Consider the following 25,418-nt stretch of genomic DNA (forward strand, 5'->3'; position numbering starts at 1 on the left):
GTCCGAGGTGGGGGGAAACTTCGATCGCCGGGATCACCGGTCCCGCACAGCCTGCCACTTTCCCAGGATCGCCGCCTCATCCGCCGGGTCGAGTCCACCCTGCCGGACGGCTGCCGGGTGCGCGGTCATCCAGGACGCGGTCGCCCGAACGGTATCGGCCAGCGGACGGATCGTCAGACCGGCGTCCAGGGCCGGCCGGACGTCCCGGTCCATCAGGCCGGCGGTCTCCGGCAGCCGCACCCAGAGCGGCAGCGCCCGCTCCCCCGACCACTCGCGCACGTCGTGCGACAGCAGGAACTCCTGGTCGACCCAGGTGAGGGCCGGATCGGCGATGCCCAGCCCGGCGGCCACCCCGGCCAACATCTCGGCCCTGGACATCGCCGGACCGGTGCCGTCGTACGTGCCGCCGAGGCGGGTGCTGGCGGCGTGCAACAGCCAACCGGCCAGATCGGCGACGTCCACGAACTGCACCCGATCGGTCGGATGCCCGGGGGCCAGCACCTCGCCACCGGCCGACAGCCGCCGCACCCAGTACGGGAAACGATCGCTCGGATCCTCCGCGCCGACGATCAGCCCCGCCCGGCAGATGAACGAACGGTCCACGCCCATCCGCTCCCGGACCAACTCCTCGATGCTCACCTTGCACTCGCCGTACCAGCGGTGGTCCGGTCCGACCGGACCGTCCACGTCCGGCGGGGCCGGCGCCAGGATCGGCGCGTCCGCAGCGGTCTGGCCCGGGGTGGCGTGGTCCGCGTACACCGAGATCGTCGACACGAACGACCAGTGGCCGACGTGGTCGGCGAGCGCGGCCAGCGCGTGCCGGGCGTGGCTGATCTGGCGGGTCACGTCGACCACGGCGTCGAAGCCCGCGGCGGCGAGCGGGACCAGCGACTCGGGGTCATCGCGGTCGGCCGCGATGAATCGCGCCCCGGCCGGCACCGCCCCGGACACGCCACGGGCCGCACAGGTCACCTCGTGCCCCTGTTCGACGGCGAGCCGTGCCGTCGCCCGGCCGAGGAACCGCGTGCCACCGAGAATGAGGATCCGCATCCGCCGATCCTGCGCCGTCGCGGGTCGATTCGGCCAGCCGCTCTGCCCACGGCAGACCGCGATCATGACGTTGTTGCCACTCGACTCGGCGTGTCACGGCAACAACTTCATGATCGACGGGGCGTTGGATGAGGGCTGGGGGCACTAGCGTGGGGTTCATGGGAGAGCGCAGCGTGTTGGTGACCGGGGGTTCCGGTGGGCTCGGCGGGGCTGTCGTCACCGCGTTCGTCGAGGCGGGCTGGCGGGTGGTCGTACCGGAGCGGAAAGCCCGGCCCGGGTCGGAGCCGGCGGCGGCCGGACTGGTCCGGGTGGTCGCGGACCTGGGCGAGCCGGCGGGCGCGGCGCAGGCGGTCGAGGCCGCGGCCGGCGAACCGGCGGCGCCGCTGCGCGCGGTGGTCAACCTCGTCGGGGGGTACGCCAGCGGCGGGTTGGTGCACGAGACCCCGGTCGAGGAGTTCGAGCGGATGCTCACCGTCAACCTGCGGCCGACCTACCTGGTCACCCAGGCCGCGCTCCCGCACCTGGTGGCGTCCGGCGGCGGCGCGGTGGTCTGCGTCTCGGCCCGCGCGGCGGTCACCCCGTTTCGCGGCGCGGCCGGCTACTCGACGGCCAAGGCGGCGGTTCTGGCCTTCGCCAACGCGGTCGCTGTGGAGTACCGGTCGCAGCACGTGCGCTGCAACACAGTGCTGCCCAGCGTCATCGACACACCGGCGAACCGGGCGGCCCAGCCCGACGCCGACCATTCCCGCTGGGTGACCCCGGCCGAGATCGCGCCGGTGATCCGGTTCCTCGCGTCGGCCGATTCGGCCCCGACCAGTGGCGCCACCGTGCCGGTCTACGGGCGGGCCTGAGCCACCACCCGGCCGACGTCCTCTCCGCCGGAGGCGGACGGCGGTAGCCAGGTCTCCAGGTGCGCCTGAATCTGCTCGGTCACCTCCTCGGCCGTGCGGCCCGCGTCCACCAGCACGAAGCTGGGGTACTCGGGCAGTGCCCGGTAGGCGGTGTCGGCGGCGGTCAGCCACCCCATCGTCTCGTGGTCGGTGCCGCGTTCCTCGATGCGCCGGTACGCCTCCGCCGGGTCGACGGCGAGCAGGAAGGTCACCTGCGGCGTCGGGAACAGCCGGTAGCCGGCCCGGGCGAGCCGCTCCCAGCGCTGCCCGCCGTGCGCCCGGATGCTCGCGTACTGGCAGGCCGAGTAGCGGTCCATCACCGCCGTCCGGCCGGTGAGCAGACAGCTGAGCAGGGCGATGGCGATGGCCAGCCAGCGCAGCACCGACTCCACGGCCAGCACGCCGTCGCGACCGACGAGCCGTTGCGCGTCCGGCCGGCCGAGGCGTTGGGCGAGCCGGCCGAGCCAGCGGCGGCCACTCGCGTTGCGGCGGTAGGTGGCGGGGCGTCCGGCGGCGGTCAGTGCGTCGGCCAGCCGGTGTGCCTGTGTGGTCTTGCCCGAACCGTCGATCCCGATCAGGGCGACGGTGCGCAATCGGGCCTTGCGTCGTCGCATCCCCGATGATCTGGCCACTCTCCACAGGTTATCCGACCCACGCACCTGGTCCGCGAGGTTTGTGGTGCTTCATCCCTGTTGACGCCCGACCGAGACACCAGCAGGTGTGGACGACCGGAATGCCGGGTACCGGAGTTTGAAATCCAACCGCCGGTCCACCAACACGACGACGGAGGAACCAGATGGCTGAGCGCGGAGACGAGAGTCTTGTGCACACCCTCAAGAAGGTCGCCGCCGTGCTCAAGCAGTCCGAGATTCCGTTCGCCCTGGGCGGCAGCTTCGCCGTCTACGCCCACGGGGGCCACTCCAGTGATCACGACGTCGACTTCCTGATCCGGGAGGCCGACGTGGAAGAGGCACTGGAGGCACTGGTGGCCGCCGGCTTCGTCGCCGAGCGTCCACCGGAGGACTGGCTGGTGAAGGTCTTCGACGACGGCCGGATGGTGGACCTGATCCACCGGCCGATCGAGACGCCGGTGACCGAGGAGACGTTCGCCGACACGGTCATCCGACCGGTGGACGCGATTCACATGCCGGTGCTGTCCGCGACCCAGCTGATGGTGCACAAACTGCTCAGCTTCTCCCAGCACTACTGCGACTTCGCCCGTGGTCTGCCGTTGGCCCGCTCGCTGCGGGAGCAGATCGACTGGGAACGGGTACGCAAGGAGACGCAGCACTCGCCGTACGCCGAGGCGTTCCTGGTGCTGCTGGACCGGCTGGAGGTGGTGCCGGCCGCCGGCACCCAGCCAGGAGAGGGGACATCGTGACCCACCATCGCGACATCGGCGCCGGGCCACCGGACGAGTACGTCGAGGCGGAGATCCAACGGTTGCTCGTCGAGGACCCCGCCGTCGCCGAACAGGGGATCACAGTGGTTCGACGGGAACGCGCCCTCGTGCTCTACGGCGAGGTGGAGAGTCCGCACCGGCGGGAGGAGATCCTGCGTCGGGTGTCCGAGCGCTTCCCGGACGTGCCGATCACCAGCGACATCGGGGTGATCCGCGCCCAGGCGCCCACGGAGATCGAGCAACTGCCCTGAGGGAGGTTCCATGGTGATCCGGATTGCCGCTGTGGGCGACGTGCATCTGGACGAGGACGTGGTCGGCCGGTTCCGACCGGCGCTGGAGGAGCTGCCGGAGTGCGCCGATGTGCTGCTGCTGGCCGGGGACCTGACCCGGCACGGCACCGAGGCCGAGGCGCGCTGCGTGGCAGAGGAGTTCGGCGGGTTGGCCGTACCGGTGGTGACCGTGCTGGGCAACCACGACCACCAGTGTGACCAGGTGCCACAGGTGGTCAAGGTGCTGGAGGACGCGGGCATCACAGTCCTGGAGGGCAACGGCGTCGTGCTGGACTGCGCTGGTGGCCGGCTCGGCATCGCCGGCGTCAAGGGCTTCGGCGGCGGGTTCGCCGGGCGGTGCGCCAGTGACTTCGGCGAGCCGGAGATGAAGGCCTTCGTGCGGACCACCACCGACAGCGCGGACCGTCTCGGTGCGGCGCTGCGCTCACTGGACTGCGACATGCTGGTCGCGCTCACGCACTACTCGCCCGTGCCGGACACGCTGGCCGGCGAGCCGTTGGAGATCTACCCGTTCCTGGGGTCGTACCAGTTGGGGCAGGCGATCGACTCGGCGCCCACGGCGCTGGCCGTGCACGGGCACGCGCACGCCGGCACCGAGCGCGGCACGACCCCCGGCGGGGTACGCGTCCGCAACGTCGCGCACCCGGTGATCAAGCAGGCGTACAGCGTCTTTCACGTTGGCGATCAACTCGACACCGACCAGGTTTCCCCGATCGGCCAGTCGGGTAGTCAGAGGTCATGGAGCTGATTCTCTGGATTCTCGCAGTCGTACTCGTGGTCGCCGGCATCCTCGCGCTGTTCCGCCGGCAGATCCTGTGGGGCATCGTCCTCATCGTTGTCGGGCTGTTGGTCGGCCCGGGTGGTGTCAGCATCTTCAATTAGCGCTCGCACTCCTTAAAACCGGGACCCGCCGGGGTCGCCGCGACCGGAGCTTCGTCCTCCCGACAGAAGCACCGGCCGTGGCGATCCCGGCGCTTTTTCGTGTCGTCCGGCCCCCGACCGCCCTCCCGCTCGACGGTTTGAGCCGACCCCGAGAGGAAATATCTCGACCATGGAGATATCTCGGGACGCGCCGGCGACCACCGGGCGGCGAGCGTGGGGGGCCCTCGCCGGCTTCGCGGCGGCGGTGTTCGTCGCCGCCGCGATCGGCGGGCTGGGCGTGCAGGGCACCACCGCGGAGTACGCGAACCTGCGGCAGCCCGGTTGGGCCCCGCCCTCGTGGCTGTTCGGCCCGGTCTGGTCGCTGCTCTACGCGCTGATCGCGGTGGCCGGCTGGCTGGTCTGGCGCCGGGTCGGCTTCTCCCCCGCCCTCTGGGCGTGGACCGCCCAACTGGTGCTCAACGCGATCTGGACCCCGCTGTTCTTCGGCGCGGGGCAGTACGGGCTGGCGTTCGCCGAGATCGTGCTGATGTGGCTGGCGATCGGTCTGACAGTGGTGCTCTTCGCCCGGGTGTCCCGGGTGGCGGCGGCGCTGATGCTGCCGTACTGGGCCTGGGTCACCTTCGCCGCCGCGCTGAACCTGTCGATCTGGCAGCTGAACAACTGACCGCACGGTCCCCGGCGGCGGTTTCCGCCGGGGACCGTGGCCGTCACCGGGTCAGCAGCGGGGCACGCCGGGGATGTATCCGTCGGAGCCGGTGTACACGTACGCGTCCGCGATGTAGCGGCCGGAGCCGATCCGGTCCCAGATCGAGCTGGTGCCGAAGGTGCCGGTGACAGTGGTGCCGCTGGTCTGACAGGCGATGGTCACCCGGGTGCCGTCGGCGACGGTGCCCACCGAGGCGTACCCGGTGCCGGGGCCGGAGCGGACCGTCAGCGGGGTGCCAGCGGTGTCGACAGTGCCGTTGCCGCTGCCCGAAGAGCACCCGTTGTTACTGGTGTAGCTCTTGGTGCCCCAGTACAGGGCGAGGGTGCCGTTGAACCGAACCTGGATGTCGGCCCCGTTGAGGCGCTGCTCGTAGTGCAGGTGGGGGCCGGTCGATCCGCCGGTGCTGCCGACCCAGCCGAGCACCTTGCCGTACCCGACCGTCTGCCCGACCGAGACGTTGAAGCCGTTGAGGTGCGCGTAGTAGGTGCTGTAACCGCCGCCGTGGTTGATTCGGACGTATTTGCCGTAGCTGGTGCCGCCGAGGTCGGTCACCCGGTCGACAGTGCCGGGGGCGCTGGCGACCACCGGGTCGCCGAGGTCGTCGGTGCGGTTGAAGTCGACGGCGTACGCCGGGCTGTGGTCCGACCGGGTCTGCCCGGACCAGGACTGGCCGCACGGGAACGGCACCTTGAAGGTCGGCGCGGCCAGGGCCGGGGTCGCCGGCACCAGAGCTCCCCCGACGAAGAGACCCGTCACCAGCAGGCTGATCCACCGCTTTCGCATACAGCTCCTCCTATGTCGAAAACCTTCGATCCGAGGTGGCTAGCCTGACAGATATCGTCAATCTTCGAAAGAGTCCCCAGCTTGTCCCGGGAGCGCGCCCACCAGGCAGCCCGCAGGTTTCCGGATTGTTACTCGCTCGTGTCTGACAGGGGGTGGACCGGGCCGGATGCAAGCGCTTACATGTGTGCACGCCCAATCGGACCGGCGACGGGTCACCAGCACGACCGCGCCGGCTAGGAAGGAGGACGGCATGGCGGTCTTTACCAGACCACGCCAGGCCTTCGTGATCGCCGGCGTACTCGGGCTGGCGCTCAGCGCCACCGCCTGCGGCACCGGCGACGACAAGAAGAGCAACAACGCGGGCTCCGCGGAGTGCGCCGCATACGACAAGTACGAGGGCCACGACGGCAAGAAGGTCTCCATCTACGCGTCCATCCGTGACGCCGAGGCCGACCTGCTGGAGCGGTCGTGGTCGCAGTTCACCGAGTGCACCGGCATCGAGATCGACTACGAGGGCAGCGGCGAGTTCGAGGCGCAGCTCCCCGTCCGGGTCGACGGCGGCAACGCCCCCGACATCGCCTTCGTGCCGCAGCCGGGCCTGGTGAAGCGATTCGCGGACGCCGGCAAGCTGAAGAACCTGAGCGCCGACACCAAGGCCCTCGCCGAGCAGAACATGCCGGCCGACTGGCTGAAGTACGGCACCGTGAACGGGACCCTCTACGGCGTTCCGCTCGGCGCCAACGTGAAGTCCTTCGTCTGGTACTCGCCGAAGACGTTCAAGGAGAAGGGCTGGGAGGTTCCGACCACCTGGGACCAGCTCATCGCCCTGAGCGACAAGATCGCCGCCAGTGGCATGAAGCCGTGGTGCGCGGGCGTCGAGTCCGGTGACGCCACCGGCTGGCCGGCCACCGACTGGATCGAGGACGTGCTGCTGCGGACGGGCGGCCCCGAGGTCTACGACCAGTGGACCACCCACGCCATCCCGTTCAACGACCCGAAGGTCGTCGACGCGGTTGACCGCGCCGGCAGCATCCTCAAGAACGACAAGTACATGAACGGCGGCTTCGGCGGCGTCAAGAGCATCACCACCACCGCCTTCCAGGAGGCGGGCCTGCCGGTGACCACCGGCAAGTGCGCGATGCACCGACAGGCGTCGTTCTACGCCAACCAGTTCCCCGAGGGCACCAAGGTGGCCGAGGACGGCGACGCGTTCGCCTTCTACCTCCCGGCCATCGACCCGGCCAAGGGCAAGCCGGTGCTGGGCGCGGGCGAGTTCGTCGTCGGCTACGCCGACCGTCCCGAGGTCCAGGCGGTGCAGACCTACCTGGTCTCCGCCGAGTACGTGAACAGCCGCGCGAAGCTCGGCAACTGGGTCACGGCGAACAACAAGCTGGACATCGCCAACGTGGCCAGCCCGATCGACAAGCTCTCCGTCCAGATCCTCCAGGACAAGACGGGCACCTTCCGCTTCGACGGATCCGACCTGATGCCGGCCGCCGTCGGCGCGGGAACGTTCTGGAAGGGCATGGTCGAGTGGCTGAACGGCAAGGCGACCGCCCCGGTGCTCCAGGGCATCGAGAGCAGCTGGCCTAAGTGATCCCGGCGGTGGCCCGGTCCGCGTTCGCGGACCGGGCCACCGGCCGAGGTGGACCCGGAAGGGAGGGTTGATGGAGTTCGACTTCGCCGATCAGCAGCCGAAGCTCCTCATGCTGATGTACGGGCTGGTCGCCTTCGTGCTGGTGGTGGGTGGTCTCCTGCTGCTGCTCGACGTGGTGCCGGCCTGGTTCGCCCGGCGACGGGAGGCGCAGCTCGTCGCCGCCTCGGCGAGTGGTGCTCCACTGCCCCGTCGGCCCAAGCAGCGGGAGGGGATCTTCGCGCTCTTCTTCCTGCTGCCGACGCTGTTACTGCTCACCATCGGTCTGGTCGTGCCGGCCATCCGCACCGTGCTGCTCTCCCTGATGAACAGGACCAGCACGGAGTGGGTGGGCTTGGACAACTTTGGCTGGATGTTCTCCGACGACGCGATCGTCCGGGTCCTGATCAACACCCTGATCTGGGTGCTCCTGGTCCCGCTGGTGGCGACCGGCTTCGGCCTGATCTACGCCGTACTTGTGGACAAGGCCCGGTTCGAGGCGGTGGCCAAGTCACTGATCTTCCTGCCGATGGCCATCTCCTTCGTCGGCGCCAGCATCATCTGGAAGTTCGTCTACGCCTACCGGGGTGAGGGCGACCAGATCGGTCTGCTCAACCAGATCGTGGTCAGCCTGGGCGGTGAGCCCAAGCAGTGGCTGCTCGAATCGCCCCTGAACACGCTGCTGCTGATCGTCATCATGGTCTGGATCCAGGCCGGCTTCGCCATGGTGGTGCTCTCCGCCGCGATCAAGGCGATCCCCGGCGACATCGTCGAGGCCGCCCGGCTCGATGGCGTCAGCCCGTGGCAGATGTTCTGGCAGATCACCATGCCGAGCATCCGACCGGCGCTGATCGTCGTGATGGTGACCCTCACGATCGCCACGCTCAAGGTCTTCGACATCGTCCGGACCTCGACGAACGGCAACTACGACACCAGCGTGATCGCCAACGAGATGTACAACCAGGCGTTCCGGTACAGCGAGAACGGGCGGGGTTCCGCGCTCGCGGTGTTCCTCTTCATCCTGGTCATCCCGGTCGTGATCTACCAGATCCGCAACCTCCGTCAGCAGCGGGAGGGCTGAGATGACCACCGCAACGCCCACCGTCGCCGTAGGCACCCAGAAGACCGACGGCACCCCGACCACCACGGCCGGCCGGGTCCGCAAGCGGTTGAACAGCCGCACCGCGACGCTCGTCTCGATCGTCATCGCGGTGGTCTGGACCATCCCGACCTTCGGCCTGCTCGTCTCCTCCCTCCGACCGGAGGACGAGATCAAGACCACCGGCTGGTGGACGGCCTTCACCAACCCCCAGTTCACCTTCGAGAACTACCAGCAGGTCCTGTTCGGGCGGTCGTCGTCCTCCGGACAGCTCGCCGGGTCCTTCATCAACTCGCTGGCGATCACCATCCCGTCGGTGCTCTTCCCGCTCGCCTTCGCCTGCCTCGCCGCGTACGCCCTGGCGTGGATCAACTTCCGTGGCCGGGACTGGGTCTACATCGCGATCTTCGCGTTGCAGATCGTGCCGTTGCAGATGGCCCTGGTGCCGCTGCTGAGGTTCTTCTCCACCGGCGTCACCCTCGGCGGCGTCACCCTGATGCCGGCCTGGGACCTGGTCGACGAGCAGAAGTTCGCCCAGGTGTGGTTCGCCCACACCTGCTTCGCGCTTCCGTTCGCCGTCTTCCTGCTGCACAACTTCATCTCGCAACTGCCGGGGGACCTGATGGAGGCGGCCCGGGTCGACGGGGCCACCCACCCGAAGATCTTCCGCACCATCGTGCTGCCGCTGATCACCCCGGCGCTGGCGGCGTTCGGCATCTTCCAGTTCCTCTGGGTCTGGAACGACCTGCTGGTCGCCCTGATCTTCGCGGGCGGCGGCGACGAGACCGCCCCGCTCACCGTCCGGCTCGCCGAGATGGCTGGCACCCGGGGCAACGAGTGGCAGCGCCTGACCGCAGGTGCGTTCGTCAGCATCGTCGTACCGCTCATCGTGTTCCTGTCCCTCCAGCGCTTCTTCGTGCGAGGTCTGCTCGCCGGCAGCGTCAAGGGCTGACCCGCGCGTCCGCCGCCGCCTGGCCCCTCGGGCGGCGGCGGACGCTCCGGGACCGAGCGGGGGAAACCGTGACGAGGATCGATGATGTGGCCCGGCTGGCCGGAGTGTCCACGGCCACCGTCTCGCGGGCGCTGCGCGGACTACCGACGGTCTCGGCCGCCACCCGACGTCGGGTGCTCGCCGCCGCCGAGCAACTCGACTACGAGGTCTCACCGAGCGCGTCCCGGCTCGCCGGCGGCCGGACCGGCACGGTAGCGGTGGTGGTCCCCCGGATCACCCGCTGGTTCTTCAGCACCGTCGTCGAGGCGGTCGAGGAGTACCTCCACCAGTCCGGCTACGACCTGCTGCTCTACAACCTGGGCGGCCGGGAGCAGGTCCGCCAGCGGGTCCTGCGTACGGCGAACCTGCACAAGCGGGTGGACGCCATGATGCTGGTCGCCACGCCCCTGCGTCCGGCCGACCTGACCGCGCTGGCCACGCTGGAACTGCCCGGCGTCACCATCAGCTCGGGCAGCAGGGTGCCCAACTGGCCGTGCGTACGGATCGACGACGTGGCGGCAGCGCGGGTAGCCACCAAGCATCTGATCGACCTCGGTCATCACCGGATCGCCCACATCTCCGGCGACCCGGACGACGAGTTGGCCTTCACCACCCACCTCGACCGACGTCGGGGTTACCAGGCGGCGCTGCGCTCCGCCGGCCTGCGACCCGACCCCACCCTGGACATCGAGTCCACCTTCACCATCGACGGCGGCAACCGGGCCACCGCCGAGCTGCTGGCCCGCGGCGAGCCACCGACCGCGATCGTCGCCGCCTGCGACGAGATGGCGATGGGCGCGATGACCGCCCTGCGCGACGTCGGACTGCGGGTGCCGCAGGACGTCAGCGTGGTCGGCATCGACGACCACGACCTGGCCGGTGTGCTCGGGCTCAGCACCGTCGCCCAGCCCGCCGCCGAGCAGGGCCGGCTGGCCGCCCAGATGCTGCTCGACCCGCTCGGGGCCCGACCGCCGGGCCCCATCGTCAGTCAACGGGGCGCCGGTTGCGACACTCCGGTGGTCCTGCCCACCCGGTTGGTGGTCCGGGACTCGACCGCACCGCCCCGGGCACACTGAATTCCAAACACCGCAACACGGGAGACGACCCTGAACACCGACCCGACGCAGCAGACCCCTTCCGGTCACCCGGCCACCGGCTGGTGGACGGAGGCCGCCATCTACCAGATCTACCCCCGCTCGTTCGCCGACTCGGACGGGGACGGAATCGGTGACCTGCCCGGCATCACCGCCCGCCTGGACCACCTGGTCGAGCTGGGCGTGGACGCGGTGTGGCTCTCTCCCTTCTACCCCTCGCCGCAGGCCGACGCCGGCTACGACGTGGCCGACTACCGCGACATCGACCCGCTGTTCGGCACCCTCGCCGACGCGGACAAGTTGATCGCCGAGGCCCGGTCCCGCAACCTGCGGGTGATCGTCGACCTGGTCCCGAACCACACCTCCTCGGCGCATCGCTGGTTCCAGGCCGCGCTGCCGGCCGCGCCCGGCAGCGCGGAACGGTCGCGGTACATCTTCCGGGACGGCCGCGGTCCGACCGGCGACCAGCCGCCGAACGACTGGCAGAGCGTCTTCGGTGGTCCGGCCTGGACCCGGACGGTCGACGCCGACGGACAGCCCGGCCAGTGGTACCTGCACCTGTTCGACACCGGGCAGCCCGACCTCAACTGGGACAACCCGGAGGTGCACGCGGAGTTCCTGGACGTACTGCGCTTCTGGCTGGACCGCGGCGTGGACGGCTTCCGGGTCGACGTGGCGCACGGTCTCATCAAGCAGGCCGACCTGGCCGACTGGCAGGAGCCGCAGGAGATCCTCTCCGGCAACGAGATCGACAAGCCCCGCCCGCCGATGTGGGACCAGGAAGGCGTGCACGAGATCTACCGGCAGTGGCGGCAGGTGCTGGACAGCTACCCCGGCGAGCGGGTGCTGGTCGCCGAGGCCTGGGTGGAACCGGCCGAGCGGCTGGCCCGCTACGTCCGCCCGGACGAGATGCACCAGGCGTTCAACTTCGAGTACCTGCTCGCCGCGTGGAGCGCACCGGCCCAGTACGCGGTGATCACCCGATCGTTGGAGGCGACCGACTCGGTCGGCGCGCCGACCACCTGGGTGCTGTCCAACCACGACGTGGTGCGGCACGCCTCCCGGCTCGGCCTGCCGGTCGGCACCGTACGCCCCAACGGCATCGGCATCGGCGACCCGCAGCCGGACGCCGCACTCGGTCTGCGCCGGGCCCGGGCGGCCACCCTGCTGATGCTGGCGCTGCCCGGCTCGGCGTACCTCTACCAGGGTGAGGAGCTGGGGCTGCCCGAGCACACCACCCTGCCCGACGAGGCCCGACAGGACCCGACCTGGGTCCGCAGCGGGCACACCCAGCGCGGCCGGGACGGCTGCCGGGTGCCGATCCCGTGGGAGGCCGACGCGCCGTCATACGGCTTCGGGCCGACCGACGCGAGCTGGTTGCCGCAGCCCGCGCTCTGGGCGGAGTACGCGCTGGACCGCCAACGCGACGTGCCCGGTTCGACGTACGAGCTGTACCGCGCGGCGTTGCGGTTGCGGCGTGCCCACGGGCTGGGTCGCGGCACCCTGGAGTGGTTGTCCTCCGGCGACGAGGTGCTGAGCTTCCGCAACGGTGAGCTGACCGTGCTGACCAACTTCGGTGCCGCCCCGGTGCCGCTGCCGGCCGGCGCCGAGGTGCTCGCCGCCAGCGCACCCCTGGACGACGACGGCGCGGTCCCGGCCGACGTGACCGTCTGGCTGCGAGGCTGATCTCGCGCCGACCGGCCCGCCCCGCCGAGCGGTACCAGCGGGCGGGCCGGTTGGGGCGGACCACCTCGCTGTGGAGCTGATGTCGTAAACGATTCACGCCCCGCGCCCTGCGCGCGCTCGTCTACGGCACCCGCACCGCGCCGCCCGCCCCTCAAGATCGCGCTGTTTCCAGGATGTAGTGGCCTCGGCCCACCGGAAGGCAACTAGAACCAGGAAGTAGCGCGATCTTGAGGGGCGGGCGGCGCGAGCAGCGCCGGGGCGCGAGCAGCGCGGCGGCGTCAGAGGCGGTCGGCTCGGGTGTGTAGCAGGTCGTGCACGTTGTCGATGTCCGCCGGTGAGGTTCGCGAGGCGAGCCAGTACATGACACCGGTCGGGATGAAGAAGAGCTGGAACGCGGCCAGCCCGACGGCGAAGTTCAGCGGTGGCGGGAATGCCGCTCGCAGCGCCTGGAAGGCCACCCCGACCAGCCCGTTGCCGGCCGCGCGACCGACCCCGTTGACCAGGTTGCCCAGGCTGTAGACAGTGCCCCGATGCTCCGGCGGGTTGACGTCGGCGATCAACGCGAACCAGTTCGGCGAGTTCGCCGACGTCAACGCGAGCGCCACGATGGCGGTGAGCAGGCTCAGCCCGACCGACGGCTCGGTGAACACACTGGCCAGTACCGCACCGACGACCGCGCCGCCACTCGCGCCGTCCGGCACGTCGATGGTCACCGGAACGAAGAACAACACCAGGTAGAACGGCAGTGCGGCGAGGATGCCGATCGAGGCGACCAGTGCCCGCCCTCGTGGGGTACGCCGTTGCACGGCGTCACCGATCAGCCCGCCCACGATGGACAGCACCCCACCGAGCTGGAACAGGGTGGCGAAGACGCTGCCCACCACCACCGCTGTCGACGTGGAGTAGCCCTGGGCCTCGGCCCGTTCGGCGAAGAGCACCGGCAGCCAGACCAGCGAGCCGAACGCGGCCTGCGCGGTCAGACCCTGCAGGATCAGCCACCGGTTGGTCCGCCGGGCCAGGATGCGCGGCAGGTCGGCGCGGCTGATCCGGTAGTCGTACTCGGCGCCGGCGTCCAACCTGCCGGCCAGTTCCGGCTCGCTCTGGCCACGCCGGACGTCGTACGTGAACAGGTAGGCCAGCGTGGCGACCAGGCCGACACCGGTCAGCAGCAGGAACGGCCGCCGCCAGTCGGCAGCCCCGAGCAGCCCGCCGACGAGCGTGCCCGCGAGGGTGCCGACCCCCTGGGAGAGCCCCCAGAAGCTCATCACCAGCCCACGCCGGGTCGGCGAGATCAGGTCGGTGACCACGGAGAAGCCCACCGAACCGACCGCGCCGAGGCCGACCGCCGCGACCAGTTGCGCGGCCAGGAACGTCAGGTAGCCGCCGGCGAGCGCGCTCCCGCCGGTGCCCGCCGCCCAGAGCAGCGTGCCCACCATGAGCAGCGGTTTGCGGTTGGTGTGGTCCCCGACGTATGCCCAGCCGACCGCCGCGACCGCGCTGACCAGGAAGCTGACCGCGGTGACCACGCCGAGCAGCCGACCGGACACGTCGAACGCGTCGGAGATCGGGCCGTACAGCGGGGGGACCAGCCCGATCGCCACGTTGTCCAGCGAGGCGAGCAGCACGAACACCACGACGCTGTACAACCGGTGGGCCGGCCCACCGCCTCGACCGTGCGGGCGCAGGCTGGGCCCGCCGCTGGTCACCGTCATGACCGGCAGCCAACCAGACCGCGTAGAGGAGGTCGTCACGCGGGTGGGTGCCGGTCGACGGCGACCGGCACCCATCCGCGTCGATCCCGACGGTCAGCGCCGGTCGAGTACCAACCCGCGCGCCGCGGCGTACTGGTCGCGGACGGCGGGGACGGCCGCCGCCGCGTACTCCTCGGTGCCCTCGACCGCCCAGACCGGCGGCGCGGCGCCGCCCAGGGCGACCCAGGCGGCCTGGCGGGCGGCGCCGTCGGCGACGTACTCCCCGGCTGGCGGGACGACGACCGGGCAGCCGAAGACCTGCGGGGCGATCTGACGCACCGCGGCCGACCGGGCCCCGCCGCCGACCAGGATGACCCGGCGGGCGGTGGCACCCTGCGCGGTCAACGCGTCCAGTCCGTCGGCGAGCGCGCAGAGCATGCCCTCCACGGCGGCCCGAGCCAGGTGCGCGGGGGTCGACGTGCGCAGGGTCAGGCCGTGCACCGCACCGGTGGCCAACGGTCGGTTCGGCGTCCGCTCACCCTCCAGGTAGGGCACCATGACCAGCCCGTCCGCCCCGGCTGGCGCGGAGAGCGCCAGCTCGGCCAGCTCGTCCAGGTTGACGCCGAGCATCGCGGCGGCGGCGTCCAGCACCCGGGCCGCGTTGAGCGTGCAGACCAGGGGCAGGAAACGGCCGGACGCGTCGGCGAAGCCCGCTACGGTGCCGCTCTCGTCGGCGGCCGGCACGTCGGCGACGCTGAACACGGTGCCGGAGGTGCCGATCGAGACGACCACGTCACCAGGGCCTGCGCCGACGCCCAGCGCGGCGGCGGCGTTGTCGCCGGTGCCCGCGCCGAGCAGTGCTCCGCCCGGCCCGCCGAGGCCGTCGGCGAGCTTGCCCGCCGACTCGGCCGGACCGAGCACCTCGGGCACCACCAACCGCCGACCGAAGCCCCGCTCCAGCAGGTCCAGTCGGTAGTCGCCGGTCGCTGGCGACCAGTAACCGGTGCCGCTGGCGTCGCCCCGGTCGGTGCGCAGCGCGCCCAACCCCGGTGCGCCGGCCAGCCGCCAGGTCAGCCAGTCGTGTGGCAGGCAGACGGCGGCAACCCGGGCGGCCAGCTCCGGTTCGTGCCTGGCCAGCCATCGCAGCTTGGTGATGGTGAAGCTGGCCACCGGAACGCTGCCGGTGGCCTCGGCCCAGAACCGACTCCCGGCCGAGCCGCCGCCGGCCTCCTCGATGAGGTCGGCGGCGGCGTCGGCGGATCGGGTGTCGTTCCACAGCAGCGCCGGGCGGACCACCCGGCCGTCCTCGTCGAGACACACCATGCCGTGCTGCTGGCCGGCGACGGAGATCGCCGCCACGTCGGCCAACCCGCCGGCCTGGTCGGCGGCGCTACGTAGCGCCTGCCACCAGGCTTCCGGGTCGACCTCCGTGCCGTCCGGGTGCGGTGCCCGGCCCTGCCGGAGCAGGGCTCCGGTCTCCGCGTCCCGGATCACCACCTTGCAGGACTGGGTGGACGAGTCAACGCCTGCGACCAACGGCATGGCGGGGCCTCAGCGGGCGCCGAGCAGGTGCTCGACGGCGAGCTGGTTGAGCCGGACGAAGGCGAAGCCCCGGGCGGCCACCGCGTCCACGTCGACGTCCTCGAACGCGGAGCGGTCGGCCAGGAGCTCCTCGTAGCCCTCGCCGTCGCCGAGCGTCGGCGTGCTCAGCTCGCCGACCTTGCTGGCGGCGAGCGCCTCGACCACCTCGGGGTCGGCGCGGAACGCCGCTGCCCGCTCCTTGAGCAGCAGGTAGGTGCTCATGTTGGCCGCCGCGGAGGCCCACACCCCCTCCATGTCCTCGGTGCGGGACGGCTTGTAGTCGAAGTGCCGGGGGCCGTCGTAGGCCGGCCCGCCGTTGGGGCCGCCGTTCTCCAGGAGGTCCACCAGGGCGAACGCGTTCATCAGGTCACCGTGGCCGAAGACCAGGTCCTGGTCGTACTTGATGCCGCGCTGGCCGTTGAGGTCCAGGTGGAACAGCTTGCCCTGCCAGAGCGCCTGGGCGATGCCGTGGGCGTAGTTGAGCCCGGCCATCTGCTCGTGGCCGACCTCCGGGTTGAGGCCGACCAACTCGGGGTGGGCCAGCTGGGAGATGAAACCGAGCGCGTGCCCGATGGTCGGCAGCAGGATGTCGCCGCGCGGCTCGTTGGGCTTGGGCTCCAGGGCGAACCGCAGGTTGTAGCCCTTGTCGATGGAGTACTGAGTGAGCAGGTCCACGGCCTCGCGGTAGCGGTCCAGGGCGGCCCGGACGTCCTTGGCGAGGTCGTACTCGGAGCCCTCGCGGCCACCCCACATGACGAAGGTGCTGGCACCCAGCTCGGCGGCCAGGTCGACCTGACGCAGCACCTTGCGCAGCGCGTACCGGCGGACGTCGCGGTCGTTGCTGGTGAAGCCGCCGTCCTTGAAGATCGGGTGGGTGAAGAGGTTGGTGGTGACCATCGGCACCACCAGGCCGGTCTCGTCGAGGGCCTTGCGGAACCGGGCGATGTGCTGGTCACGGGTGGCCGCGTCGACGCCGAACGGGATCAGGTCGTCGTCGTGGAAGGTGATGCCGTACGCGCCCAGCTCGGCGAGCCGGTGCACTGCCTCGACCGCGTCGAGCTCGGGACGGGTGGCGTCACCGAACGGGTCGCGGGCCTGCCAGCCCACGGTCCAGAGCCCGAAGGAGAACTTGTCGGCGGGGGTGGGACGGGGTGCCATGAGCAACCTCCGGGGTGGTGTTGTCATCTATTTGTTCAGCGATTGAATTATTTGCCCACCCTATGGCACTGTCAAGGGGTGAGCCTCACCCACGCCCCGGCCGGCGCAGTCCGTCAGGGCAGCCTTCGCGAGCTCAACCTCGCCCTGGTCCTCGGTCGGATCGCCATGGCCGACCGACCTCCCTCCCGGGCCGACCTGGCGACCGCGACCGGCCTGACCAGAGCCACCGTGTCCGCGGTGGTCGAGGACCTGCTCGCCGGCCGGCTCGTCAGTGAGTCCGATCCCGCGCCCCGCTCGGGCGCCGGCCGACCGGCCCGCGGACTGGTCCTGGCCGATCAGGGGCCGGCCGGACTCGGCCTGGAGGTCAACGTGGACTACCTGGCGGTCTGCGTGGTGGACCTCGCCGGCCAGGTCCGGCACCGCACGGTGCACAGGGCCGACCTGCGCCCGGTGGCCCCCGCCGACGCCCTGGCCCGCCTGGTCGAGATGGCCGGGGCAGCCCGCGAGGACGCTGCCCGGCGCGGCCTCACCCTGGTCGGGGCCGCGCTCGCGGTGCCCGGCCTGGTGGACGACGCCGGGCTGGTCCGGCTCGCGCCGAACCTCGGCTGGCGTGACGTTCCGGTGCCGGCGCTGCTCGCCGAGCACCCTCCGATGATCGAGCAGGTGCCCGGCATCCCCGCGCTGACAGTGGACAACGAGGCCAACCTCGCCGCGCTCGGCGAGCTGCACTCTCTGCCACCCGGCCCGTCCAGCTTCCTGCACATCTCCGGAGAGGTCGGCATCGGCGCCGGCATCGTGCTGGACGGCGCGCTGTTTCGCGGCGTACGCGGGTGGAGCGGCGAGATCGGGCACCTTCCGGTGCACCCCGAGGGCCGTCCGTGCCGCTGCGGTGGGCAGGGCTGCCTGGAGCAGTACGCCGGCCAGGAGGCGATCGTGGCCGCCGCCGGGCTGGCCCGGGCGGAGCTTCCCGCGGACACCGCGACGGCCCGGTTGGCCGAGTTGGCCGAGGCCGGCGACGCCGACGCGCTGCGGGCGCTGCACGACGCCGGAACGGCACTCGGCGTCGCGGTGGCCGGCGTCGTCAACCTGCTCGACCTGGACACCGTGGTGCTCGGTGGCGGTTACGCGGCGCTCGCACCCTGGCTGTGCCCCCCGGTCCTCGCCGAGATCGGTGCCCGGGTGCTCACCGCAGCCTGGTCGCCGGTCACGGTCCGTCCGTCGACGCTCGGCGCGGAGGCCGCCGCGGTAGGCGCCGCCGGCTCGGTGGTGCGCAGGATCGTCGCCCAGCCCGCCGGTTGGCTGGCCCGCGCCGGCTGATCGCCACCCCGCGCCGTGCGCCGCTGTCGGAGAGAATCGGTACCCTTGCTCTCAGGCAACGATCCCCGGTGAGGAGTCGAGAAGCAGCATGCGCACACGTCGTCAGACGCGAGCCGGCGTCCGGCGGTGACCACGACCCAGCAACCCGGCGGCACCCCGTTGCCAGCCGACGAACGGTTGGCCCGGGAGCTGCTCGACGGGCTCGCCGAGGCCGTGCTGACAACGGACGGGACAGGTCGGGTCACCCTGGTCAACGCCATGGCGGCCGAGTTGATCCCGGAGATCGCCGCCGGCACCGAGCTGGCCGGTTGCTCGGTGGCAGCCCTGGCCCGGGCGGTCGCCAGCGGCGCTGACCGCTTCGACGCCGACCACCACGGCCGGCGGCTGCGCGGCGTCCGACGGCAACTCGCCGGCTCCCGGTGGGCGTGGTATGTCCGCGACGTCACCGAGGAGCATGCCCGCGCCGACGCCCTGCTCGCCGAACGCTCCCGCACCGCGTTCCTCGCCCAGGCCGGCAGTCGGCTGGCGCTGGCCCTGCACCGGGACCAGGTTCTCCTGGCCACCACCACACTCGCCGTTCCCTACCTGGCCGACGTCGCCGTGGCACTGCCCCGACCGACAGTGCCGGCCGAGCCGCACCCCCGATGGATCCGGTACGCCGACGGCGAGCCCGCCCCGATCACCGGGCCGGCCAGCCCCGCGCTGACCAGCTCCGTGCCCGGGCTGGCCGAAGCGCTGGCCGGCGGCCGGGTCGAGCCGGGCCCCTGGCCGGACGCCCCGCTCACCGACCTGGCCGACCTGCTGCCGCCCGAGTTCGGCCCCCCGGGCATGGTGCTGGTCAGCCCGCTGCTCAGCGCCAGCGGGTCGGCCGGTGCGCTGCTGCTCATCCGCCGGTCCGGGCGGGCCGGCTTCGACAGGCGCGACGTGGAGCTGGCCCGGGAGTTCGCCGCCCGCGCGGGTGCCGCGCTGGCCACCGCCGACCTGCACGGCGAGCAGGCCCACCTGGCCCGGGTGCTGCAAACCAGTCTGCTCCCGCCCGAGCTGCCCGTCGTGCCCGGCGTGAGCATGGCCGGCGGCTACCGGGCAGCGGGCGACACCCTGCGCATCGGCGGCGACTTCTACGAGGTGTTTCCGCACCCGCGCGGCGCCCTGTTCGCGCTCGGCGACGTGTGCGGCAAGGGCGTGGGCGCGGCGGTGCTGACCGGCCGGGTCCGCCAGTCGTTGCAGACGCTGAGGCTCGTCGAGCAACGCCCGCTGGAGCTGATCCACCTGCTCAACCAGGCGCTGTTCGACGCGCCGGACGCGGCACGGCGTAACCAGTTCACCACCCTGTTGCTCGGTTCCCTGGACCGGGGGCCGGCCGGGCTGGACGTCCGCGTCGCCGGCGGGGGTCACCCGGCGCCACTGCTGGTCACCGCCGACGGCACGGTAACCCCGGTTCCGGTCGGTGGCATGCCGGTGGGGGCGCTGACGGCCGCACGGTTCGCCGAGACCCGGGTGCACCTCGACCCGGGCGATCTGCTGCTCGCGTACACCGATGGGGTGACCGAGGCTCGCGGCCCGCGCGACGCCGCGATGTTCGGCGAGGCCCGGCTGCGGGCCACGCTCGCGTCGGCGGCCGGGCAACCGCCGGCCGCGCTGATCGACCGGGTGCTCCGCGCGGTCGACGACTGGCTGGGCGGGCAGGCCCACGACGACATCGCGATGCTGGCCGTGGGCGCGTCGACGTCGGCATGACCGGCGGGTGCCGGCCCGGCCGGCTTGATCAGGCGGTACGCGCCACCGGCGGGTCGCCGGCCGACCATTCCCTGGTGGTGCCGACCGATCCTTCCGGACCGCCCGACGAACCCGTCCACCCCGTTCGGATCTGCCGACCCGAATCGCCCGACCAGTCCCCCGACCGCCCACCGGGCCGGTCCGGGTCGTTCGGCCAGTCCCCCTGGCCCGTCGGCTCATCCGGCGTCGGCGCGTTCTGCGTCTGCTGGCGGCGGGCGGTCTCGTCGAACTCCCGGATCCCGCTCAGCAGCGCGTCGCGGCCCTCCGGGCTCATCCCGGCCAACACGGCGGCGAGTTGGGCCTGGCGATCGGCCCGCAGTTGGGCGAGGAGCCGGCGGGCCTCCGGGGTGAGGTGCAGCGAGATCTCCCGCCGGTCGAAGCGGCCCGGCTCGCGCTCCAGCATGCCGGCGGCGACCAGCCGGTCGCAGAGGCGGCTGGCGGAGCTGAGCAGCATGTCGAGTCGGGTGGCGAGCCGACGCAGGTTGATCCCGTCGTACTGCTCCACCACCATCACCGCGCGTAACTGGGCTCCGGACACGCGGTTGGCGGTGCCCTCCCGGGCAGACTCCCAGATGCCCAGCAGGGCAGCGGCTGCCGCATCCAGCGCGGCAGCCATACTCGTCTCAGGGTCCGTCGGACGGTTCAGTTCGGCCATGGTGGCCCGAGAGTACTCCGAACCTCCTGGTGGTCGAGCTTTCAGTGAAGGACTGACGATGAGCGAACCGGTCAATCGGGCACGACGTGCCCTGAACGAGACACCAGCTGACCGGCTCGTCGGTGGGATCGGGGACGTGCTCGCCCAGGCGTACGGGATCACCGACGTCGAGCTGTACCAGGTCGACTACCGACTCGCGGAACTACTGCCACTCACCGACGGTGACTCGATCACGAACCCCGGGCACCCGGCCTGGCGCGCCTTCGACCACCAGTCGCCGATACTGACCGACGGCACCGCCTGGTTCCCGGTCACCATGCGTGGCGAGCGTCGAGGGGTGCTGTGCCTGTCGCCCGTTCCGGACGACCGGGAGATCGTCGCCGACCTGGCCGACATCGCCACCGCGCTCGCCCACGAGGTGGCGGCGGTCTCCGCCGGCACCGACGTCTATCTGGCGGCCCGGCGCACCCAACGCCTCACCCTGGCCGCCGAGATGCAGTGGGACCTGCTTCCCGGCCGCAGTCGGATCCGTCCCTCGTTCAGCCTGGCCGGGCAGTTGGAGCCGGCGTACGCGGTGCGCGGCGACAGCTTCGACTGGTCCGACGACGGGGAACGGGTCTGGTTGTCCACCATCAACGGCACCGGTGAGGGGGTGGCCGCCTCCCTGCTCACCTCGCTGGCCACCCACGCGCTGCGCAACGCGCGTCGGGCCGGGCTGAGCCTGGCCGACCAGGCCGCCCTCGCCGATCAGGCCATCTACGACCTGTACCGGGGCGAGCAGCACCTCTCCGCGTTGCTGATGGAGTTGGACCTGCGCTCCGGGATGATGACCGTGGTGGACGCCGGGTCACCCCGACTGGTCCTGCTCCGCGACGGGGACGTCACCGAGCAGCCCCTGGAGGCGCAGTTCCCGCTGGGCATGTTCGAGGCGACCGACTACCACGAGCAGAAGTTCGCGCTGCAGCGCGGCGACCGGCTCTTCGTGGTCAGCGACGGGGTGGTGGAGGCCACCGGTCAGCACATGCGCTACGGCGAGACGGCGCTGGACCGGTTCCTGCGGCGGACCGGGCCGATGGCCCCCCTGGACGCCGTCCGGTCGCTGATCGGTGATCTGCGCGCGTTCGTGGCCGGTGACCTGGTCGACGACGCGGTGGTCGTCTGCCTGGACTGGACCGGCCCGCAGGCGTGAGCCGTGGTCAGTACGCGCCGCGGCCGTTCAGCACCGCGCCGAAGGTCTTCCAGAGGATGGTGAGGTCGGCGGCGAGGGACCAGTTCTCCACGTAGTAGAGGTCGAGCCGGATGCCGTCCTCCCAGCTCAGGTCGGAACGGCCACTGACCTGCCACAGACCGGTCATGCCGGGCTTGACCAGCAGCCGCCGGGCCACGTCGCCGTCGTAGCGGGCCACCTCCGAGGGCAGCGGCGGGCGGGGCCCGACGAGGCTCATCTGCCCCAGCAGCACGTTGACCAACTGCGGCAGTTCGTCCAGTGACCATTTGCGCAGCAGCCGGCCGACACGGGTCACCCGGGGGTCGTGGCGCATCTTGAACATCAGGCCGTCGGTCTCGTTGCGCGCGGTCAACTCGGCGAGCAGCGCGTCCGCGTTCACCACCATGGTGCGGAACTTGAACACGCCGAACTCCTGCCCGCCCCGGCCGACCCGGACCTGCCGGAACAGCACCGGGCCCCGGCTGTCCAGTTTGATGGCCAGCGCGATGAACGCGATCAGCGGCAGCAGCACCGCCAGCGCCAGCGACGAGACGAACCGGTCGACGAAACCTTTCACCAGCTTGCGGACCCCGCGGAACTCGGGCGCCTCGACGTGGATCAGCGGCAGGCCGGCGACCGGACGGGTGTGGATGCGCGGGCCGGCGACGTCGGTCAGCGCGGGTGCCACGACCAGGTCGATGCCGGTCCCCTCCAACTGCCAGCCGAGGCGGCGCAGCCGGGTCGCGGTCAGCTCACCGGAGGCGGTCACCGCGACAGTGTCCGCGCCGATCGCGGTGGCGGCCTCCGGGATACCCCGGAACGACCCCACCACCGGCACGTCACCCAGCCGCTGCGCCACCGGCGCGAGCAGCGCGTCCGGGATGCAGGCGCCCACCACCTGGTAGCCGGCGTACGGCTCACGGCGCAGCGTGTGGACCAACTCCAACACGTGGGCGGTGTCGCCGACCACCAGCACCTTGCGGGACCAGCCGGCGCCCAGCGAGCGGGCCCGGTGCAGTCGCTTGCGGGCGGCGAACCGCGCCACCTCCAGCCCGACGGTGCCCACGGCGAAGGAGATGCCAAGGAAGCCCCGGGAGACGCCGACGTCGGCGATGTAGCCGATGATGGCGATCGCCCCGGCCAGGCGCAGGCTGGCGGAGCTGACCCGCCGGTACTCGTCCGCCCCGTAGCCGATCACCCGGTCGTCGTAGCAGCCGAGCGCCTTGAGCGAGATCAGCCAGGCCAGCACCAACCCGGGGGCGACCAGCACGTACGGGATCTCCGAGCCGGTCGGCTCGTCGTCACCGAAACGGGCGACGTACCCGATCAGCAGCGCGATGATGAGAATGGTGGTGTCCAGCACCACCAGGACCCGGACGTAGGACCGTTCGTCGGCGCGCGCCACCAGCCCGGCGCGTCGACCGTCCGGCTCCGCCGACGTGGCGGGGGTCAACAGTGTCGCCACGCTCACCGGCCCTCCCACTCTGTACAGGATGGCCCCGGCCGACGGCTCGGACCGGAGGCGGACCGACTATGCCGGAACAGTCGACATCCTGCCTTGACAACTATGACTGCCGATTGCTTCCGACGTATTGCCGTCACTTTTCTTCAACAACCTGGTGGCCGAAAAGGGGCCTGCCACACCGAATCGACGGTACGGCAGGCCCCTGGACGTCTGAGCGTCGGATCAGCGCGGGGCTGGCGGACGCCGTGCGATGGCGCTGAGGAAGATGCTGCCGATCTCGCTCGGATCCTTGGTGACGAAGACATCGCCACCGGTCACCTTGGTGATCGACTCCAGCTCTGCCTTGCTGACGCCCTCGCCGATACCGATCATGATGACCTGGACCGGCCGCTCCGGGTCGGCGATCTGCTTGAGCTTGCTGAGCAGCTGCTGCTGGTTGAGACCGTTGTCGTCCTCGTTCTTGCCGTCGGTGAACAGCACGATCGAGTTGACCCGGCCGGGCTGCCAGTTCTCCTGCACCGCCTGGTACGCGGCCAGCATGGTGTCGTAGAGGCCGGTGTCACCGCTGGAAGGCTTGACGGTGGCGAGCGCGCCCTCCAACTGGGCCCGCTGGCCGGAGAGCGGCCCGATGGGGACCAGCTCCCGGTAGTCCCGGTTGCCGACGAGCTTGGTGGAGAAGGTCCACAGGCCGATCGACCAGGAGTCGTCGAAGAGGCCGAGGCCGCGACGGGCCGCGTCGACGGTGACCTCCTCCCGGCTGCGGTTGTTGGCGCTGGGCACCGGGTCCTTCATCGAGCCGGAGACGTCGATGACGGCGAGCATCCGACCGGACTGGGTGGCGATCGACCAGCTGGAGACGACCCGCTGGATGGCGGCCGGGTCGAGGCCACCCGCCGCGGTGCCGCCGTTCGCCGGTGCGGTGGGCGCGCCGCCGGACGGGCTCGGAGCACCCTGCGGCGCCTTGAAACCTTCGCCCCAGTTGCCGTCCGGCGCTCGCAGCGACTGCGCGGCGAGCCGGTTGCGGAAGGTCGGGCTGGTGAGCAGCTCGAACAGCACCTTGGCCGCCGACGCCTTGGTCGGCTCGATGCCCGGCAGCACCGCGTACGGGTAGTCCAGCGGCATCGGCGCCGGCTCCATGTAGAGCGCGGCGAGCGGCACCGGCGGCTTCTTGCTGTTGTACGCGATCACGTCTTCTTCGGACAGGGCCGCCGCGCCGAGACCGCTGGCGATGGACGTGGCGTCGTTGGCCGTGGGGAAGCGGGCCAGCAGGTCGTTACGGAGCGAGGAACGCCCTATGGCCAGTGCGCGGAGCGCGCCGACGGTGTTGCGTTGGGCGTCGCCACCGGCGCCGTTGGCGGCCGCGGTCAGCGAGAGCAGACCGGACAGGCCCGCCGCGTCGCGGGTCGGCTCGACGATCCCGGTCCGCAGCGGCGTGCCGGTGTTGATGACCTGCTTGAGCAGGTCGGTCCAGTTGAACTTCTTGTCCGGCCAGCCCAGCCGGGTGGCGATCGGCTCGGGCATCGCGACGACGATCGGGCTGCGCGCGATGGAGGCGCCGTTGGTCGGAGCGAACGCGGTCGCGTCCTTCTTCAACCGCAGCAGCCAGGTCGAGGAGTCGGGCACCCAGACGTCCGGGCTGACGGCGGTGCCACTGGCCTGCCCCACGCCGGCCAGCACAGCGCCGTGCTTGGCCGCCACCACGGCCGCCACGTCGACCGGGTCGGACGCGGACACGTCGACGCGGATGCAGGTCGGGCCCACCGCGGCGCCATCCTTGACCCACTGGGACGCGGCGGCGTCCACCGCTGGCGCGAGTTCGGAGGCGACCGCTACGGCGAGTCGGATCTCTCCCGAGCAGCTGGGCTGGATCAACTCCTGATAGCCGAACCACGCGCCCGTCGTCACGACGAGCACCCCCGCCGTTGCGGCGGCGGCGGCTAGGTGGAGTTTCGAACGCATGCGATGGCGGCCTGCTGACACGGTGACCATCTTGCGTACTAGGTGCCGTCTCTGCCACATCCGTTCGGACTAAAGTTACGGAGGAGAAACAGTTGACCACTTT

General features: G+C 71.3%; 22 protein-coding genes and 1 pseudogene. 14 read left to right on the forward strand and 9 right to left on the reverse strand.

Annotated elements, in window-relative coordinates:
• Positions 1-33 precede the first annotated feature (33 nt).
• The gene (locus GA0070561_RS24535) at positions 34-1,050 is read right to left on the reverse strand and encodes an NAD-dependent epimerase/dehydratase family protein (protein ID WP_091406453.1); all 1,017 of its coding nucleotides are present in this window, start codon (positions 1,048-1,050) and stop codon (positions 34-36) included.
• 158 nt (positions 1,051-1,208) lie between these two features.
• Here GA0070561_RS24535 and GA0070561_RS24540 point away from each other — a divergent pair, with 158 nt between their 5' ends.
• Positions 1,209-1,901, forward strand: coding sequence for an SDR family NAD(P)-dependent oxidoreductase (locus GA0070561_RS24540; RefSeq protein ID WP_091406455.1), 693 nt, complete (start codon positions 1,209-1,211; stop codon positions 1,899-1,901).
• Here GA0070561_RS24540 and GA0070561_RS24545 read toward each other — a convergent pair.
• Positions 1,886-2,554 carry a dTMP kinase gene (locus GA0070561_RS24545; RefSeq protein WP_091405680.1) on the reverse strand — a complete coding sequence of 223 codons (669 nt, stop codon included), beginning with the start codon at positions 2,552-2,554 and terminating at the stop codon, positions 1,886-1,888. The genes GA0070561_RS24540 and GA0070561_RS24545 overlap by 16 nt on opposite strands.
• 179 nt (positions 2,555-2,733) lie before the next feature.
• On the opposite strand from GA0070561_RS24545, the pseudogene GA0070561_RS24550 reads away from it, so the two are divergent.
• The 5 genes and pseudogenes from GA0070561_RS24550 to GA0070561_RS24565 all read left to right on the forward strand — a co-directional run.
• Positions 2,734-3,321: pseudogene (locus GA0070561_RS24550) on the forward strand (nucleotidyltransferase family protein); the annotation flags it as partial.
• Complete coding sequence (locus GA0070561_RS24555; protein ID WP_091405686.1) at positions 3,318-3,593, forward strand: hypothetical protein; 276 nt, start codon at positions 3,318-3,320, stop codon at positions 3,591-3,593. The pseudogene GA0070561_RS24550 and the gene GA0070561_RS24555, both read left to right, overlap by 4 nt.
• Positions 3,594-3,603: 10 nt before the next feature.
• Positions 3,604-4,380 carry a metallophosphoesterase family protein gene (locus tag GA0070561_RS24560; protein WP_091405690.1) on the forward strand — a complete coding sequence of 259 codons (777 nt, stop codon included), beginning with the start codon at positions 3,604-3,606 and terminating at the stop codon, positions 4,378-4,380.
• Positions 4,371-4,514, forward strand: coding sequence for a GPGG-motif small membrane protein (locus GA0070561_RS33745; protein WP_007464364.1), 144 nt, complete (start codon positions 4,371-4,373; stop codon positions 4,512-4,514). The genes GA0070561_RS24560 and GA0070561_RS33745 overlap by 10 nt, the downstream gene beginning before the upstream one ends.
• Positions 4,515-4,683: 169 nt before the next feature.
• Positions 4,684-5,178, forward strand: coding sequence for a TspO/MBR family protein (locus GA0070561_RS24565; RefSeq protein WP_091405693.1), 495 nt, complete (start codon positions 4,684-4,686; stop codon positions 5,176-5,178).
• A 51-nt stretch (positions 5,179-5,229) separates the two neighbouring features.
• Here GA0070561_RS24565 and GA0070561_RS24570 read toward each other — a convergent pair whose 3' ends face one another.
• Entirely contained in the window at positions 5,230-6,003 is a 774-nt protein-coding gene (locus GA0070561_RS24570; protein ID WP_091405694.1) for a M23 family metallopeptidase, read from the reverse strand.
• Positions 6,004-6,253: 250 nt separating this feature from the next.
• Between GA0070561_RS24570 and GA0070561_RS24575 the strand changes: the two genes are divergently transcribed.
• The 5 genes from GA0070561_RS24575 (at position 6,254) to GA0070561_RS24595 (ending at position 12,506) form a co-directional block, all read left to right on the forward strand.
• Positions 6,254-7,600 carry an ABC transporter substrate-binding protein gene (locus GA0070561_RS24575; protein ID WP_091405697.1) on the forward strand — a complete coding sequence of 449 codons (1,347 nt, stop codon included), beginning with the start codon at positions 6,254-6,256 and terminating at the stop codon, positions 7,598-7,600.
• Between the two features lie 70 nt (positions 7,601-7,670).
• The gene (locus GA0070561_RS24580; protein ID WP_091405699.1) at positions 7,671-8,717 is read left to right on the forward strand and encodes a carbohydrate ABC transporter permease; all 1,047 of its coding nucleotides are present in this window, start codon (positions 7,671-7,673) and stop codon (positions 8,715-8,717) included.
• Between the two features lies 1 nt (position 8,718).
• Positions 8,719-9,687, forward strand: a complete 969-nt coding sequence (locus GA0070561_RS24585; RefSeq protein WP_091405704.1) for a carbohydrate ABC transporter permease — start codon at positions 8,719-8,721, stop codon at positions 9,685-9,687.
• 68 nt (positions 9,688-9,755) lie between these two features.
• Positions 9,756-10,802 (forward strand): LacI family DNA-binding transcriptional regulator, encoded by a 1,047-nt coding sequence (locus GA0070561_RS24590; protein WP_091405707.1) that lies wholly within the window; start codon positions 9,756-9,758, stop codon positions 10,800-10,802.
• Between the two features lie 30 nt (positions 10,803-10,832).
• Positions 10,833-12,506 (forward strand): glycoside hydrolase family 13 protein, encoded by a 1,674-nt coding sequence (locus GA0070561_RS24595; RefSeq protein WP_091405710.1) that lies wholly within the window; start codon positions 10,833-10,835, stop codon positions 12,504-12,506.
• A gap of 278 nt (positions 12,507-12,784) precedes the next feature.
• On the opposite strand, the gene GA0070561_RS24600 is transcribed toward GA0070561_RS24595, so the two are convergent.
• The 3 genes from GA0070561_RS24600 to xylA form a co-directional block, all read right to left on the reverse strand.
• Complete coding sequence (locus tag GA0070561_RS24600) at positions 12,785-14,218, reverse strand: MFS transporter (protein WP_091405713.1); 1,434 nt, start codon at positions 14,216-14,218, stop codon at positions 12,785-12,787.
• Between the two features lie 93 nt (positions 14,219-14,311).
• The gene (xylB, locus tag GA0070561_RS24605; protein ID WP_091405717.1) at positions 14,312-15,739 is read right to left on the reverse strand and encodes a xylulokinase; all 1,428 of its coding nucleotides are present in this window, start codon (positions 15,737-15,739) and stop codon (positions 14,312-14,314) included.
• Between the two features lie 9 nt (positions 15,740-15,748).
• Positions 15,749-16,936, reverse strand: coding sequence for a xylose isomerase (xylA, locus tag GA0070561_RS24610; protein WP_091405721.1), 1,188 nt, complete (start codon positions 16,934-16,936; stop codon positions 15,749-15,751).
• A gap of 78 nt (positions 16,937-17,014) precedes the next feature.
• Here xylA and GA0070561_RS24615 point away from each other — a divergent pair, with 78 nt between their 5' ends.
• Both GA0070561_RS24615 and GA0070561_RS24620 read left to right on the forward strand, forming a co-directional pair.
• Positions 17,015-18,253 (forward strand): ROK family transcriptional regulator, encoded by a 1,239-nt coding sequence (locus GA0070561_RS24615; RefSeq protein WP_181539352.1) that lies wholly within the window; start codon positions 17,015-17,017, stop codon positions 18,251-18,253.
• Between the two features lie 126 nt (positions 18,254-18,379).
• Positions 18,380-19,990 carry a PP2C family protein-serine/threonine phosphatase gene (locus GA0070561_RS24620; RefSeq protein ID WP_244166424.1) on the forward strand — a complete coding sequence of 537 codons (1,611 nt, stop codon included), beginning with the start codon at positions 18,380-18,382 and terminating at the stop codon, positions 19,988-19,990.
• Positions 19,991-20,018: 28 nt separating this feature from the next.
• Here the strand turns inward: GA0070561_RS24620 and GA0070561_RS24625 are convergent, their stop codons facing one another.
• On the reverse strand, positions 20,019-20,645 hold the full coding sequence (locus GA0070561_RS24625) for a MarR family winged helix-turn-helix transcriptional regulator (RefSeq protein ID WP_091405729.1): 627 nt from the start codon (positions 20,643-20,645) through the stop codon (positions 20,019-20,021).
• 97 nt (positions 20,646-20,742) lie between these two features.
• On the opposite strand from GA0070561_RS24625, the gene GA0070561_RS24630 reads away from it, so the two are divergent.
• Positions 20,743-21,873 carry a PP2C family protein-serine/threonine phosphatase gene (locus GA0070561_RS24630; RefSeq protein ID WP_091405734.1) on the forward strand — a complete coding sequence of 377 codons (1,131 nt, stop codon included), beginning with the start codon at positions 20,743-20,745 and terminating at the stop codon, positions 21,871-21,873.
• 7 nt (positions 21,874-21,880) lie between these two features.
• On the opposite strand, the gene GA0070561_RS24635 is transcribed toward GA0070561_RS24630, so the two are convergent.
• Both GA0070561_RS24635 and GA0070561_RS24640 read right to left on the reverse strand, forming a co-directional pair.
• On the reverse strand, positions 21,881-23,362 hold the full coding sequence (locus tag GA0070561_RS24635) for a sugar transferase (RefSeq protein ID WP_091405738.1): 1,482 nt from the start codon (positions 23,360-23,362) through the stop codon (positions 21,881-21,883).
• Between the two features lie 216 nt (positions 23,363-23,578).
• Positions 23,579-25,336, reverse strand: a complete 1,758-nt coding sequence (locus GA0070561_RS24640; RefSeq protein ID WP_091406459.1) for a substrate-binding domain-containing protein — start codon at positions 25,334-25,336, stop codon at positions 23,579-23,581.
• Positions 25,337-25,418 lie beyond the last annotated feature (82 nt).

Source organism: Micromonospora saelicesensis, from assembly GCF_900091575.1.
GTDB lineage: Bacteria > Actinomycetota > Actinomycetes > Mycobacteriales > Micromonosporaceae > Micromonospora > Micromonospora saelicesensis.

What these genes read in the sequence shown, in the direction of transcription:
- GA0070561_RS24535 (WP_091406453.1), bottom strand. Translation starts at nt 1,050, where the DNA reads ATGCGGATCCTCATTCTCGGTGGCACGCGGTTCCTCGGCCGGGCGACG.
- GA0070561_RS24540 (WP_091406455.1), top strand. Translation starts at nt 1,209, where the DNA reads ATGGGAGAGCGCAGCGTGTTGGTGACCGGGGGTTCCGGTGGGCTCGGC.
- GA0070561_RS24545 (WP_091405680.1), bottom strand. Translation starts at nt 2,554, where the DNA reads ATGCGACGACGCAAGGCCCGATTGCGCACCGTCGCCCTGATCGGGATC.
- GA0070561_RS24560 (WP_091405690.1), top strand. Translation starts at nt 3,604, where the DNA reads ATGGTGATCCGGATTGCCGCTGTGGGCGACGTGCATCTGGACGAGGAC.
- GA0070561_RS33745 (WP_007464364.1), top strand. Translation starts at nt 4,371, where the DNA reads ATGGAGCTGATTCTCTGGATTCTCGCAGTCGTACTCGTGGTCGCCGGC.
- GA0070561_RS24565 (WP_091405693.1), top strand. Translation starts at nt 4,684, where the DNA reads ATGGAGATATCTCGGGACGCGCCGGCGACCACCGGGCGGCGAGCGTGG.
- GA0070561_RS24570 (WP_091405694.1), bottom strand. Translation starts at nt 6,003, where the DNA reads ATGCGAAAGCGGTGGATCAGCCTGCTGGTGACGGGTCTCTTCGTCGGG.
- GA0070561_RS24575 (WP_091405697.1), top strand. Translation starts at nt 6,254, where the DNA reads ATGGCGGTCTTTACCAGACCACGCCAGGCCTTCGTGATCGCCGGCGTA.
- GA0070561_RS24580 (WP_091405699.1), top strand. Translation starts at nt 7,671, where the DNA reads ATGGAGTTCGACTTCGCCGATCAGCAGCCGAAGCTCCTCATGCTGATG.
- GA0070561_RS24585 (WP_091405704.1), top strand. Translation starts at nt 8,719, where the DNA reads ATGACCACCGCAACGCCCACCGTCGCCGTAGGCACCCAGAAGACCGAC.
- GA0070561_RS24600 (WP_091405713.1), bottom strand. Translation starts at nt 14,218, where the DNA reads ATGACGGTGACCAGCGGCGGGCCCAGCCTGCGCCCGCACGGTCGAGGC.
- xylB (WP_091405717.1), bottom strand. Translation starts at nt 15,739, where the DNA reads ATGCCGTTGGTCGCAGGCGTTGACTCGTCCACCCAGTCCTGCAAGGTG.
- xylA (WP_091405721.1), bottom strand. Translation starts at nt 16,936, where the DNA reads ATGGCACCCCGTCCCACCCCCGCCGACAAGTTCTCCTTCGGGCTCTGG.
- GA0070561_RS24625 (WP_091405729.1), bottom strand. Translation starts at nt 20,645, where the DNA reads ATGGCTGCCGCGCTGGATGCGGCAGCCGCTGCCCTGCTGGGCATCTGG.
- GA0070561_RS24630 (WP_091405734.1), top strand. Translation starts at nt 20,743, where the DNA reads ATGAGCGAACCGGTCAATCGGGCACGACGTGCCCTGAACGAGACACCA.